Source organism: Neorhizobium sp. BETTINA12A, from assembly GCF_023006485.1.
GTDB lineage: Bacteria > Pseudomonadota > Alphaproteobacteria > Rhizobiales > Rhizobiaceae > Neorhizobium.
This window is the reverse complement of the sequence record NZ_JALBGW010000035.1, coordinates 25,508-38,852: the sequence shown is the minus strand read 5'-3', so window position 1 is coordinate 38,852 and position 13,345 is coordinate 25,508. Positions and strand designations below refer to the sequence as shown.

Genomic DNA, 13,345 nt, shown 5'->3' with positions numbered 1-13,345 from the left:
GATCTCCACCCGCGCGGCGATCGTCGCCATGCCGGAAGGCTGCGTAGCGGTGGCCGACGCGCTCGGCGTCACCGATGCCGGCATCTTTGGCGATATTCTCTGCTCGCGGATGGCGAAGCGCGGCGTGGCCGGGCTTGTGACCGATGGCGTGATGCGTGATGCCGAAGGCGTGCTTGGCAGCGGCATGAAGGTCTGGTGCGACGGCATCGCCGCTCCACCCTCCGTCGCCGGCCTCACTTTCGTCGGCTGGCAGGAGCCGATCTCCTGCGGCGGCGTTGCCGTTTTCCCGGATGATATCGTCGTCGTGGATGATGACGGCGCGGTGCTGATCCCCGCCAAGCTGCTCGACGCGGTCGTCGCCGAGGCGCCGGAACAGGAACGCATGGAAGGCTGGATCATGACCGAGGTCGACCGCGGCATGCCGCTGCCCGGCCTCTATCCGATGAATGCAGAAACGAAAGCCCGCTACCAGGCCTGGAAGGATGCGCAATAATGACTTTCGGAATCGAATCCAAAGGCGTCTACGCCATCGCCACCACGCCGTTCTTCGAAGACGGATCAATCGATTTTACCTCGATCGACCGGCTGACGGATTTTTATGAAGAGAGCGGCTGCACCGGCATCACCATTCTCGGGATCATGGGCGAAGCGCCGAAGATGGAGCCGGAGGAAAGCCGCGCCATCATCAAACGTGTTGTCTCTCGCGCCAAAGTTCCGATCATCGTCGGCGTCTCGGCGCCGGGCTTTGCGGGCATGCGGTCGCTGGCACGCGATGCGATGGACATGGGCGCTGCCGGCGTGATGATCGCCCCGACGCCGGCGCTACGCACCGACGACCAGATCGTCAACTATTTCGCCGGCGCGGTCGAAGCGGTCGGTGAGGATGTGCCGTGGGTGCTGCAGGATTATCCGCTGACGCTGACCGTCGTCATGTCGCCGGGCGTGATCGCCAGGATCATCACCAACCACCCGTCATGCCTGATGCTGAAGCATGAGGACTGGCCGGGTCTCGAAAAAGTGTCGAAGCTGCGCGCCATGCAGAAGGCGGGCGAGCTGCGCCCGTTCTCGATCCTTTGCGGCAATGGCGGCATGTTCCTCGATTTCGAACCGGAACGGGGTGCCGACGGCGCGATGACCGGCTACGGTTTCCCCGACATGCTGACGGAACTGATCGGCCTGTTTGCCGCCGGCAAACGCGAGGAGGCGCATGACCTGTTCGATGCGCATCTGCCATTGATCCGCTACGAGCAGCAGGCCGGCATCGGTCTGGCGATCCGCAAACACGTGCTGAAACGGCGCGGCGTCATCACCTCGGATGCGCAGCGCAAACCGGCGCAGATGCTCTCCGCGACCGCCAAGGCCGAAGTTGACTATCTGCTTACCCGTCTCGCCAAACACGACAGGCGCGCGGCGTTTTAAGGCGGCAAGCGCCTGCCCTCATCGCGAGGTCAGGCGCGCCACCCTTTCGGCGACCGCCAAGGAGGCGGTGAGGCCGGGAGATTCAATGCCGTAGAGCGCGGTATAGGCCGGGTGGCCGGTGGTTTCAGGCCCCTGAATGATAAAGTCGCCGGCCCCTCCCCCGTTCGGACCGACTACTTTCGGCCGCATGCCCGAATAGGCAGGCTGCAGGGCGCCGTCCGGCAGATTTGGCCAGTAGCGGCGGATCGCCCCATAGAACTTGTCAGCGCGGCGGGGATCGACGTCGTAGTCGATCGCCTCGACCCATTCGACATCCGGGCCGAACCGCGCCTGGCCGGCGAGATCGAACGTCAGGTGGATGCCGAGCCCGCCCGTCTCCGGCACCGGGTAGATCAGCCGCTCCGTCGGCGCGCGGCCGGTCAATGAGAAGTAACAGCCTTTTGCGTAGTGGCGCTCAGGGATAGTTCTCCTGTCGAGGCCGATCATGCCTTCGGAGATCGCCCAGGCGCTTAAGCCGGCCGAATTCACCACCAGTTTCGCCTCGATCTCCACGGGATCGCGGCCGCCGACCGAAAGCCGCACGGCACCGGCCAGAAACTCGCCGCCAAGGACGGGAGAGTTCAGCACAACGCTGCCGCCATGCGCTTCGATGTCGGCGATATAGGCTTCCATCAGGCGGTGGCTGTCGATGATGCCGGTCGAGGGGGAGACGAGTGCTGCAAAGCCAGTGATCTGCGGCTCGAGGCGGGCAAGTTCGGCACCGTCGATCAGCCGGCAATCGTCGACGCCATTGGCTTGCGCCTGTTTCAGCAGTTTTTCGAGATAAGCGACTTCGGCCTCGTTCGAGGCGACGACCAGCTTGCCGCATCGCATGTGCGGAATATGTCGGTCGCGGCAGTAGTCGTAGAGCTTCTCCTTACCGGCGACGCAGAGTTCGGCCTTGAGGCTGCCACCCGGGTAATAGAGCCCGGCGTGGATGACTTCGCTGTTGCGGGAAGAGGTGATGCTGCCGGTCATCGGCTCGGCTTCCAGGAGCACGACCTCGCGCCCGGCGATTGCCATTTCGCGGGCTATCGCCAGCCCCACCACGCCGCCGCCGATCACGACGCAATCGAGCGTCAACACTTCACCCATGCCATTCTCCGCACTTTTGCCTTCCGGTCGGCGGGCGGGATGATATACGAGAAATCCATTGCGGCCAGCGCTTCGGCCGCCATGGTTCGATTGGGAGGAGTTTCAAATCATGCAGGAATTTTCGCGATGAAGGTCGTGTTTCTGGACCGCGACACGATCGGCCCTTCGGTGACGATCACCCGGCCCGCGTTCGCTCATGAATGGGTGGAGTACGGCAAGACGGCGCCGGAGGACGTGGCTTCCCGTATCGGGGATGCCGATATCGTCATCACCAACAAGGCGCCGGTGCGCGAACAGTCGATCGCCAATGCCCCGAAGCTGAAGATGATCGCGGTCGCCGCGACCGGCCATGACGTGATCGACCTCGCCTTTGCCAAGGAGCGCGGCATCACCGTCTCCAACGTGCGCGGTTATGCGGTCAACACCGTGCCGGAGCATACGTTCGGCCTGATCTTCGCGCTGCGCCGCTCGATCGTCGGTTTCCGCCAGGACGTGATCGCCGGCGAATGGCAGCGCGCCAACCAGTTCTGCTTCTTCAACCATCCGATCAAGGATCTGGCCGGTTCGACGCTCGGCATTTTTGGCCGCGGCACCCTCGGCAAGTCGGTGGCGAAGATCGCCGAGGCGTTCGGCATGAAGGTCATCTTCGCGGCCCGGAAAGATGCGGAAAAGGTCGAGCCCGGTTACACCGCCTTCGACGAGGTGCTGGAAACGTCTGATATCATCACCTTCCACATGCCGCTGACGCCGGCGACCCGCAACCTCATCGGCCTGCCCGAGTTCCGAAAGATGAAGCGGCACCCGCTGATCATCAATACCGCCCGCGGCGGGCTGGTGAACGAGGCCGATCTGGTGACCGCGCTCGACGAGGGCCTGATCGGCGGCGCCGGTTTCGACGTGCTGACCAAGGAACCGCCGGCACCGGACAATCCGCTGCTGACGATCCTGGAACGGCCGAACTTCATCCTCACCCCGCATGTGGCCTGGGCGAGCGACGAGGCGATGCAGACGCTTTGGGCGCAGGTCATCACCCATGTCGAGAATTTCGAAAACGGCTCGCCGTCCAACGTGCTCTGAGGTGACACGCTCGGAGGAGAGGTCATGACATCCGCCATTTCCCATCGCCGTCTCTCGGAATGCAGCCTGGAGATGAATTCGCCCATAAACGACACATTGTTAGAAACGTATTTTCGACTTTAGCAAAACATTCAGGGATAGCTCGGAAGATGCCTATCCAACCGACCGCGCCTCATCCGCGCGGCAAATTTGTTTGTGGAGAGGGCCGGCGATGGCGAAAGCATTCGAAAATAGCGTGCGCGAGTTCATCGCAGAAAACTTCCTGTTCCGCGCCGACGCAGAGGTTTCGAACAACCAGTCGCTGCTCGAAAGTGGCGTGATCGATTCCACCGGCGTGCTCGAACTGATCGCCTTTCTGGAGCAGACCTACGGCATCACCGTCGCCGACGAGGAAATCGTTCCGGAAAACCTCGACAGCATCGACAACATGACCAGCTACCTCACGACCAAGCTGGCAGCGGCCTGAGGCTGCGCCGATGCGCATAGAGGCCCGGCTCCGCGACAGCGCCAGACGTTTCGGCGACAAATGCGCGCTCGTTGCGGGCGACACCCGGCTGACCTATGCGGAACTCGATGCCTCATCCGACCGGCTCGCCGCCAGCCTTGCCCGCAGCGGCGTCAAGCCCGGCGACCGGGTGCTGATGGTGCTGGACAACGGCCATGAGGCGGTGGTCAGCTTCTTTGGCGTCTGGAAGGTGGGCGCCGTGCCCTGCCCGCTTTATCCGTCGATCAAGGCGGAAAAGCTCTCTGTCATTCTCAACAGTACCGAGGCTTCGGCGATCATTACCCAGGGCCGTCAACGGGCGACCGTGAATACGGCTATTTCCATGACGAAGATGCAGCCGCTGACGATCGTCGCGCAGGCGGATGCCGGCGACGATCTCGGTTGTGGATTGCGGTTCGAAGATCTGGTCCGCAGCGAGGTTTGGGTTCCGCTCAGGGAACTCGAAGACACCGAAGCGCTGGCGCTGCTGCTTCACACTTCGGGCTCCACCGGCCAGCCGAAGGGCGTGATGCTGACCCATGCCAATGTCGCCGCCGCCTGCGAAGCTATCGTTGCCTATCTCGGCAATATCGCCGAGGACGTCGTGCTCAGCGTCCTGCCGCTGTCCTTCGGCTACGGCATCACCCAGGTGGTGACGATGGTGATGGCCGGCGGCACGCTGGTTCTCGAAAAGAGCTTCGCCTTCCCGCGGAAGATCCTCGAACGGCTGGCAGAGGTGAAGGCGACGGGTTTCCCGCTCGTGCCGCCGATGGCCGCTCTGATTACCGGCATGAAGGATCTGGGGCCCGGCTTCCTGCCGCATCTGCGCACCATCACCAGCGCCGCCGCGGCCATGCCGCCGGCCATTACCGAACGGCTGCAGCAGCTTTTTCCCGACACCCGGCTTTTCCTGATGTACGGCCAGACGGAATGCCTGCGCGCCACCTACCTGCCGCCTGAAGAGGTTTCCCGCAGGCCGCTTTCGGTCGGCCGCGCCATTCCCGGCACCAGCGCTTTCGTGATCGACGAGGACGGACGGCCCGCTCCTCCGGGCACGATCGGCGAACTTGTCGTCGACGGACCGCATGTGATGTCCGGTTACTGGGGCAGCGGCCTGACCTCCTTGCGTGCGCTTTCGCCGGTTGCGGGCGGCAGACGGCTGCATACGGGCGACCTTTTTCGCGCCGATGCGGACGGATTCCTCTATTTCATCAGCCGGCGCGACGACATCATCAAGACACGCGGAGAAAAGGTCAGCCCGCAGGAAGTCGAGCGCGCGCTCTATGCGCTGCCCGGCATCAAGGAAGCGGCGGTTGGTGGCATCGACGACCCGATCTTCGGCCAGGTCGTCCGCGCCTATGTGGTGGTGGAGGACGGCTTGACGTTTACCGAGCGGGAAGTCATCCGCCACTGCGCTCAGTTGCTTGAAGATTACATGGTGCCGAAAAGCGTCGAGTTCCGCGAGGCACTGCCGCGCACGACGACCGGCAAGATCCGGCTCGGCGCGGATGAAACAAACACAGTCACACGGGGGAATGTCGCATGATCCAGAGCCTGAAGCAGGCCCAGAGGGCGGAGAAATTCTCGGCCGAGACGCTAAAGCTCGATGCGGAGGCCGAGATCGAGCGCATCTGCGGCTGGCTGCGGGAGACGGTGCTGAAGGATCTGCGCAAGCGCGGAGCGGTGCTGGGCTTGTCCGGCGGCATCGATTCCAGCGTCACCGCAGCCCTCTGCGCCCACGCGCTCGGTCCGGGCAAGGTGACGGGAATCTTCATGCCGGAACATGATTCCGATCCGGACAGCCTGAAGCTCGGCAAGGCGCTGGCGGAAGCGGTCGGAGTCGAAACGGTTCTCGAAGATATCGGTCCGGCGCTTGCCGCGGCCGGCTGCTATACCCGCCGCGACGGCTTCATTCGCCAGATCGTCCCGGAATTTTCCGAAGGCTGGGGCTGTAAGGTGGTGCTGGAAAATGCGCTGACCGGCCGCGGCTACAATATTTCCTGGTTGGTGGTCGCCAATCCGGCTGGCGAGCAGAGCCGCCATCGCATGCCGCTCGAGGTCTATCTCGGCATGATCGCGGCCGCCAACATGAAACAGCGCACCCGCAAGCAGATCGAGTATTATCATGCCGACCGGCTGAACTTTGCCGTCGCCGGCACGCCGAACCGGCTCGAATACGACCAGGGCTTCTTCGTGAAGAACGGCGATGGCGCCGCCGATTTCAAGCCGATCGCGCATCTCTACAAGAGCCAGGTCTATCAGCTGGCTGAAGCCCTCGGCGTACCCGCCGACATCCGCCGGCGCCCGCCGACGACGGACACATGGTCGCTGCCGCAGGGCCAGGACGAGTATTATTTCTCGCTGCCCTATGACCGGATGGATCTCTGTCTCTACGGGCTCGACAATGGCATCACGCGGGAAGAGGTCGGTGACGCCGCCGGGCTGACGCCGGACGAGGTGGACGCCGTCTGGCGCAATATCGCTGCGAAACGCAAGGTGGCGGAATATCTGCATGCCGAACCGGTGACGATGCTCGGTTAGTGGGTTCGACTGAGACGTCTCAGTCGAACCGGTCACCGATCAGCCGCGTCCAGCCTTCGCCGGCAAGCCCGCTGATCAGCGCCTGCCCGGACCTGATCGGTTCCAGCAGGCTCTTGTCGCGCGCCTGCGCGACATAGAAGGAACGGCCGTAAAATATCGTCTTGCGGCTCATCAGCGCCGGGATCAGCCATGCATGTCCGCTGCCGCGTATGCCGGAGCATCCTATCTCGTAGGCGTGCGCGAACAGGTCGTCCACGAGGTCCGGGGTCGCATTCGGGGCCGACAGCGCCTGCAACAGCCAGGCTATCTCGCCGGGACCGGTGAAATAGACGTAGGCTGCGACCGGTCGCCCGTCGGGAGCAAAGCCGACGCGCCACTCGGGGTAACCGAAACTCCGCTTGTCCTCAGCCTGCCTCAGAAACCATCCCAAAGAATGACCATCCCAGCGCGGGCGAAGGGGATAATTCAGGGCAAGCGTCAGAAGTGACGTACCGAATTCTTCGCGGGTGACATCCCGGAAGGTGATCCTGGAGGCGCTGCGATCGGCCGGACGAAGAGGTGTCATGCGGGTCAAAGCTGCGCCGCGATCGGCAATCCGACCGAGGGGACGTAAAAGGGTTGCGGGCCGCAACCGCCTGGCGAGGATCTCGACCGCTGCGGAAGCCGGACGGAGGATGCGCAGCCAGTTCATGCTATAGCCGGGATCGAGCGGATGGCCGGCCTTCTGCCACATGCCGAGCGCCGTGGCATTGGCGGTCTCTGTCAGCGAGATATCCTGCGGGCCGGTGAGGAAGGAGCGCAGCAGCCGCGCACCGGCGAGTGGATTTTCCTTCGGGTTCCGAACCATCATCGAGCCGGCAAAGGCTGCGCGAAGCGGCCGGCCATCGAGCTCCAGCCGCGACGGAAAGACGCCGATGAAACCGGAGACCCTTCCATCAGCCTCCGCAAACACCTTGGACCGGATGTCGGGCTCAGCCCAGGGATGATCGAAAAAGGCTTCTTCCAGATAGGCGATCAATGAGGGCGACGGCGCTTTCGACTTGCGAAACGTCTCCTGGAAAAGCTGCGCTACCGCTTCGATATCACCGCGCTCGAAATCGCGGACCGTGCCCGCCTCCGTCTTTCCCGTCATCGCCGTCCCCTTGTCACGAGGACCTTGCATCAGGAGAATTAAATAAACGAAAAGAGGCCTCGCAACGCGGAGCCTCCGGATTTCTATTGGCGGAACGCTTACATCCAGTAGGGCGGAACACCATAATAGTCGTAGATCGTCCGGCCCTTGTCGTTGTACCAGGTATCGTCGTCCAGGTCGCGGTAACGCGGGGCGCCGGTGATCTGGTCCTTGGTCAAGTCGATGCGGTAGCCATCGAGTTGTTCGTCATAACGAAGCTTTTCCCAAGGCAGCGGGTAATAGTCGTCACCGATGCCGAGAAAGCCGCCGAAGCTCAAGACCGCATATCCGACGCGGCCGCCGCGCTTTTCGAGAAGCACGCGAACGATGGAGCCGATATGCTTGCCGTCGGCGCCATAAACCTTTGTCCCTTCGACCTTGTCGCTGGCGATCAGCGATGTGCTGTCCTTGACATAGGGGTCCTGTCCGGCTCGTGGTTCTTGGTGCAACATTTGCGCGCCTCCTTTGTGATTCCTCATGCATTTTGTTAGGTTGGGAAAACGCCATAGCCTTTCGGATGTTCCGCTGTTCGTCCAAATACGCTCGCCTACGCCGTCTTTGACGTTTACGTCAAAGTTAGATAGCTGTTTAAATCTGTGCCTATGGCTTGATGCTACCGTGGCATGGCATAAGCTGTTGTTCGCGGGGAGGTGGAGGACCTGGCCCGCACGCGCCGGAAAGCGCGGGATAACAAGAAAAACGATAGAGGAAGTCCAGCATGAACGAAGTCACCGCACGTACCGGTGCCAATCCGCCCAAGATCTGGCTTGCCTCCTACCCGCCGACAGTGCCGGCCGAAATCCCGCCGCTGCAGCATCAATCCCTCGGAGCACTGTTCGAGGAAAGCTGCGCGCGCTATGCCGACCGCCCCGCCTTTTCAAGCATGGGCAAGGCGCTCACCTACCGAGCGCTCGAAGCGGAAAGCCGCAAGGTCGGCGCCTGGCTGCAGGCCCAGGGCCTGGTCAAGGGCGATCGCGTGGCGGTGATGCTGCCGAACATTCTCCAGAACCCTGTGATCGTCTACGGCATCCTTCGCGTCGGCATGGTCGTCGTCAACATCAACCCGCTCTATACGCCGCGCGAACTGGCCTACCAGCTCAAGGATGCCGGTGCCAAGGCGATCTTCGTACTTGAAAACTTCGCCCACACCGTACAGCAGGCCTTGCCGCAGACGGAGATCAAGCACGTCGTCGTCGCCACGATGGGCGACATGCTCGGCTTGAAGGGCCATATCGTCAATCTGGTCGTGCGCAAGGTGAAGAAACTGGTGCCGGAATGGTCGCTGCCATCGGCCAGAAGCTTCAAGCAGGTGATTGCCGAAGGCGCCCGGCAAACGATGAATGCGGTCGAGGTCTCGCCTCGCGATATCGCCTTCCTGCAGTATACCGGCGGCACGACCGGCATCTCCAAGGGCGCGATCCTCACCCATGCCAACCTGCTTGCCAACAAGGAACAGATGGCCCTGTGGCTGGAAACCGCCTTCCTCAACAAGCCGCGCCCGGAGCAGATCCAGTTCCTCTGCGCACTGCCGCTCTATCACATCTTTGCGCTGACGGTGAATTCGCTGATGGGGGTTGCCACCGGCAGCCATAATATCCTGATCGCCAACCCGCGTGACATTCCGGCCTTCGTCAAGGAACTGCAGAAGTACAAGATCCACGTCTTCCCCGGGCTCAACACGCTGTTCAATGCGTTGATGAACAATCCGGACTTCCAGAAGCTGGATTTCTCCTCGATGATCCTTGTTTTTGGCGGCGGCATGTCGGTGCAGCGACCGGTCGCCGAACGCTGGCTGAAGATGACCCATAGCCAGATCACCGAAGGTTACGGCCTGTCGGAAACCTCGCCGGTCGCCACCGCAAACCGGCTCGACGCCACAGAATTCAGCGGCATGATCGGGCTTCCCATCTCGTCTACGGAAATCTCGATCCGTAACGACGACGATTCCGAGGTGGAACTCGGCGATGTCGGCGAGATCTGCATCCGCGGCCCGCAGGTGATGGCCGGTTACTGGAACCGCCCGGACGAAACCGCCAAGGTCATGACGGCGGACGGTTATTTCCGGACCGGCGACATGGGCTACATGGACCGCCAGGGCTATACCAAAATCGTCGACCGCAAGAAGGACATGATCCTCGTCTCCGGCTTCAACGTCTATCCGAACGAGGTCGAGGAAGTCGTGGCGACCCATCCCGGCGTGCTGGAATGTGCAGCGATCGGCGTGCCGGACGAACATTCCGGCGAGGCGGTGAAGCTCTTCGTGGTCAAGAAGGACCCGAACCTGACGGAGGCGGACGTCAAGGCCCATTGCGTGACCAACCTGACCGGCTACAAGCGCCCGCGTTTCATCGAATTCCGCACCGAGCTGCCGAAATCCAATGTCGGCAAAATCCTGCGGCGGGAGCTGCGCGGCTAACCTACCGTTGCAACGCTGCGACAGATGACGACCAAGCGTGTGCCGTAAAGCCGGAATCCTTCCGTTAGCGGTGGACGATGCGGCAGTCCTTGATTAGCCCTTTCCGCGGGGGCTGGGCAAAGCATGTTGGAGTTCGCTTGGAAAGCCGCGCCGGATTTTCGTTTCATGTGATTGCCGTTCTCACGGTGCTGAGCGTTCTTGCGGGCTGCGCGGGGCGCCCCGAAGGCGTGCTCATTCCGACCCAGACGCAAGCAGCCGGGACCTCGAAGGTTGACGTGCTGGTGGCAACTACGCGGCGCCCGACCGAGACGCCCGGCGTGCTGTTTTCCGGCGAGCGCGGCAAGGAACCTGTCGTCACCGAGATTGCCGTTTCCATCCCGCCCGACAAGGCTCGCGAAGTCGGGCAGGTGCAGTGGCCGTCGAAGCTTCCCGCCAATCCTGCCAAGGAGTTCGCGACGGTTTCCGTGACGCCGCTTGCCCCCCCGGTGGCTCAATCCTGGCTCAAGGGCCACCTGGGCAAGAGCAGGCGGGTGTTCGTCTTCGTGCACGGCTTCAACAATCGCTACGAGGATGCCGTCTACCGCTTTGCCCAGATCGTCCATGACTCCAACGCCGACGTGGCTCCGGTCCTGTTCACCTGGCCGTCACGCGGCAGCATCTTTGCCTATAATTACGACAAGGAAAGCACCAACTATTCCCGCGATGCGCTAGAGGAGATGCTGCGACGGCTGGCGAAAGAACCGAATGTCGACGAGATCACCGTCATGGCCCATTCGATGGGATCGTGGCTGACCGTCGAGGCACTCCGGCAGATGGCGATCCGCGACGGCCGGGTGGCGCCGAAGATCCAGAACGTCATCCTTGCCTCCCCCGACCTCGATGTCGACGTGTTCGGCCAGCAGCTTGCCGAGATCGGCGAAAAGCGGCCACATTTCACGCTATTCGTTTCCCGCGACGACCGGGCGCTCAGCCTGTCGCGACGGATTTCCGGCAATATCGACCGGCTCGGCCAGGTGGATCCGACTGTCGAACCCTATCGCAGCGAATTCGAGAAAGCCGGCATTGTCGTGCTCGACCTCACCGCGCTCAAGACCGGCGACCGGCTGAACCACGGAAAATTTGCCGAAAGCCCGGAGGTGGTGAGGCTGATCGGCAACCGGCTGATCGCCGGGCAGACGGTGACCGACTCGGACGTCGGGCTCGGCGAGACGCTCGGCGCCGTGGCCCTCGGCACGGCTCAGACCGTGGGCAGCGCCGCCAGCGTAGCCGTCAGCACGCCGATCGCCATCTTCGATCCGACCACCCGCCGGAACTACAAGGACCAGGTCGACCGCTTCGGCAATTCGGTCGGCAATGCCGTCGAAACGGCGGTTGGACAATAAACGCATCGCCGCCACGGCCGTGCTTGATTTGACATCAAAACGGAATAGGTTCCCGATCATCCCATTTCGAGTGCCGAGGAATCACCCATGCAGGCCATCGTCCAAGACCTGAAGTCCACCGTCGCGAAAACCAATGCCACGGATATCCGCGCCGCCTTTGCAGCCGATTCCGGCCGTTTCGCCAAGTTCAGCGCCGTTTTCGACGATCTCCTGATGGACTATTCCAAGACGGCGGTGAACGACGAGATCATGGTGCTGCTCGAAAAGCTGGCGGATGCGGGCGGCGTCGCCAAGAAGCGCGAGGAGATGTTCTCGGGCGTCGCGATCAACTTCACCGAAGGCCGCGCCGTGCTGCATACGGCACTGCGCAACCGCTCCAATACGCCCGTCCTAGTCGACGGCAAGGACGTGATGCCGGATGTCAACGGCGTGCTCGCCGCCATGGGCAAGTTCGCCGACGGCATCCGTTCGGGCGCGCTGAAGGGCGCGACCGGCAAAAAAATCACCGATATCGTCAATATCGGCATCGGCGGCTCCGATCTCGGCCCGGTTATGGTCACCCTGGCGCTGGCGCCTTTCCATGACGGTCCGCGGGCGCATTTCGTCTCTAACGTCGATGGCGCGCATATCGCCGACACGCTGAAGCTGCTCGACGCGGAGACAACGCTGTTCATCGTCGCCTCGAAGACCTTCACGACCGTCGAGACGATGACCAATGCTGCCTCGGCGCGCGCCTTCATCGCCGACAAGCTCGGGGAGGCGGCCGTCGGGCATCACTTCTGCGCCGTCTCCACCGCGCTCGACAAGGTCGCCGCCTTCGGCATCGACAGCGACCGCATCTTCGGGTTCTGGGATTGGGTCGGCGGACGGTATTCGATCTGGTCGGCAATCGGCCTGCCTTTGATGATCGCCGTCGGCCCAGAGAACTTCGGCAAGTTCCTGGACGGCGCGCATGCGATGGACACCCATTTCCGCACCGCGCCGGTGCGCCAGAACCTGCCGATGCTGCTTGGCCTGATCGGCTTCTACCACCGCAACGTTCTCGGCTACCCGTCGCGCGCTATCCTGCCGTATGACCAGCGGCTGCTGCGCTTCCCGGCCTATCTACAGCAGCTCGACATGGAATCGAACGGCAAGGGCGTGACGATCGACGGCACGCCGGTCGAGGGCAATTCCGGTCCTGTCGTCTGGGGCGAACCCGGCACCAACGGCCAGCACGCCTTCTATCAGCTCATCCACCAGGGCACGACCGTCATCCCGGCCGAGTTCATGATCGCCGCCAACAGTTTCGAGCCGCACCTGCGCCACCAACACGAGCTTTTGATCGCCAACGTCCTGGCGCAGTCGGAAGCGCTGATGAAGGGCCGCACCTTCGAGGAGGCCAAGAAGCAGCTGACCGACAAGGGCATGGATGACAAGCAAGCCGATTTCATCGCGCCACATCGCGTCTTCACGGGCAATCGCCCTTCGATCACCTTCGTCCACGACAAGCTGACACCGTTTGCGCTCGGCCGGCTGATCGCGCTCTACGAACATCGGGTGTTCGTCGAAGGCGTGCTCTTCCGCATCAACTCGTTCGACCAGTGGGGCGTCGAGCTCGGCAAGGAACTGGCGACCGGCCTGCTGCCCGTCGTGGAAGGCAAGGAAAGTGCTTCCGGCCACGATGCCTCGACGCAGGGGCTGGTGAAGGCGCTGCTAGCGGCCCGGAAATGACTTTTCGG

At 62.6% G+C, this 13,345-nt stretch carries 12 protein-coding genes; 9 read left to right on the top strand and 3 right to left on the bottom strand.

Going from position 1 to position 13,345, the window contains the following annotated elements; all coding sequences use genetic code 11:
* Positions 1 to 493: ribonuclease activity regulator RraA (locus MOV61_RS12215; protein ID WP_247136763.1), on the top strand; the 493-nt coding region annotated here is incomplete at its 5' end.
* On the top strand, positions 493 to 1,419 hold the full coding sequence (locus MOV61_RS12210; RefSeq protein WP_247136762.1) for a dihydrodipicolinate synthase family protein: 927 nt from the start codon (positions 493 to 495) through the stop codon (positions 1,417 to 1,419). The genes MOV61_RS12215 and MOV61_RS12210, both read left to right, overlap by 1 nt.
* An 18-nt stretch (positions 1,420 to 1,437) precedes the next feature.
* On the opposite strand, the gene MOV61_RS12205 is transcribed toward MOV61_RS12210, so the two are convergent.
* Positions 1,438 to 2,553, bottom strand: coding sequence for an NAD(P)/FAD-dependent oxidoreductase (locus tag MOV61_RS12205; protein ID WP_247136761.1), 1,116 nt, complete (start codon positions 2,551 to 2,553; stop codon positions 1,438 to 1,440).
* Between the two features lie 126 nt (positions 2,554 to 2,679).
* Here MOV61_RS12205 and MOV61_RS12200 point away from each other — a divergent pair, with 126 nt between their 5' ends.
* The 4 genes from MOV61_RS12200 (at position 2,680) to nadE (ending at position 6,655) form a co-directional block, all read left to right on the top strand.
* Complete coding sequence (locus tag MOV61_RS12200) at positions 2,680 to 3,630, top strand: D-2-hydroxyacid dehydrogenase (RefSeq protein ID WP_247136760.1); 951 nt, start codon at positions 2,680 to 2,682, stop codon at positions 3,628 to 3,630.
* 211 nt (positions 3,631 to 3,841) lie between these two features.
* Positions 3,842 to 4,096, top strand: coding sequence for an acyl carrier protein (locus MOV61_RS12195; protein WP_247136759.1), 255 nt, complete (start codon positions 3,842 to 3,844; stop codon positions 4,094 to 4,096).
* Between the two features lie 10 nt (positions 4,097 to 4,106).
* The gene (locus MOV61_RS12190) at positions 4,107 to 5,660 is read left to right on the top strand and encodes a class I adenylate-forming enzyme family protein (RefSeq protein WP_247136758.1); all 1,554 of its coding nucleotides are present in this window, start codon (positions 4,107 to 4,109) and stop codon (positions 5,658 to 5,660) included.
* The gene (nadE, locus tag MOV61_RS12185) at positions 5,657 to 6,655 is read left to right on the top strand and encodes an NAD(+) synthase (protein ID WP_247136757.1); all 999 of its coding nucleotides are present in this window, start codon (positions 5,657 to 5,659) and stop codon (positions 6,653 to 6,655) included. Before MOV61_RS12190 ends, nadE begins: the two co-directional genes overlap by 4 nt.
* A gap of 19 nt (positions 6,656 to 6,674) precedes the next feature.
* Here nadE and MOV61_RS12180 read toward each other — a convergent pair whose 3' ends face one another.
* Together MOV61_RS12180 and MOV61_RS12175 are read right to left on the bottom strand one after the other, a co-directional pair.
* A complete protein-coding gene (locus MOV61_RS12180) occupies positions 6,675 to 7,787 on the bottom strand; it encodes a hypothetical protein (RefSeq protein ID WP_247136756.1) in 1,113 nt (370 codons plus the stop codon).
* 98 nt (positions 7,788 to 7,885) lie between these two features.
* Positions 7,886 to 8,278 carry a PRC-barrel domain-containing protein gene (locus MOV61_RS12175; protein WP_247136755.1) on the bottom strand — a complete coding sequence of 131 codons (393 nt, stop codon included), beginning with the start codon at positions 8,276 to 8,278 and terminating at the stop codon, positions 7,886 to 7,888.
* A gap of 266 nt (positions 8,279 to 8,544) precedes the next feature.
* Here MOV61_RS12175 and MOV61_RS12170 point away from each other — a divergent pair, with 266 nt between their 5' ends.
* The 3 genes from MOV61_RS12170 to pgi all read left to right on the top strand — a co-directional run bounded on the left by MOV61_RS12170 (position 8,545) and on the right by pgi (position 13,337).
* On the top strand, positions 8,545 to 10,242 hold the full coding sequence (locus MOV61_RS12170; protein ID WP_038539343.1) for a long-chain fatty acid--CoA ligase: 1,698 nt from the start codon (positions 8,545 to 8,547) through the stop codon (positions 10,240 to 10,242).
* A 137-nt stretch (positions 10,243 to 10,379) separates the two neighbouring features.
* Positions 10,380 to 11,624: an alpha/beta hydrolase gene (locus tag MOV61_RS12165; RefSeq protein WP_247136754.1), complete on the top strand. Its 1,245-nt coding sequence runs from the start codon at positions 10,380 to 10,382 to the stop codon at positions 11,622 to 11,624.
* Positions 11,625 to 11,711: 87 nt separating this feature from the next.
* Positions 11,712 to 13,337 carry a glucose-6-phosphate isomerase gene (pgi, locus tag MOV61_RS12160; RefSeq protein WP_247136753.1) on the top strand — a complete coding sequence of 542 codons (1,626 nt, stop codon included), beginning with the start codon at positions 11,712 to 11,714 and terminating at the stop codon, positions 13,335 to 13,337.
* The last annotated feature ends 8 nt before the right edge of the window (positions 13,338 to 13,345 follow it).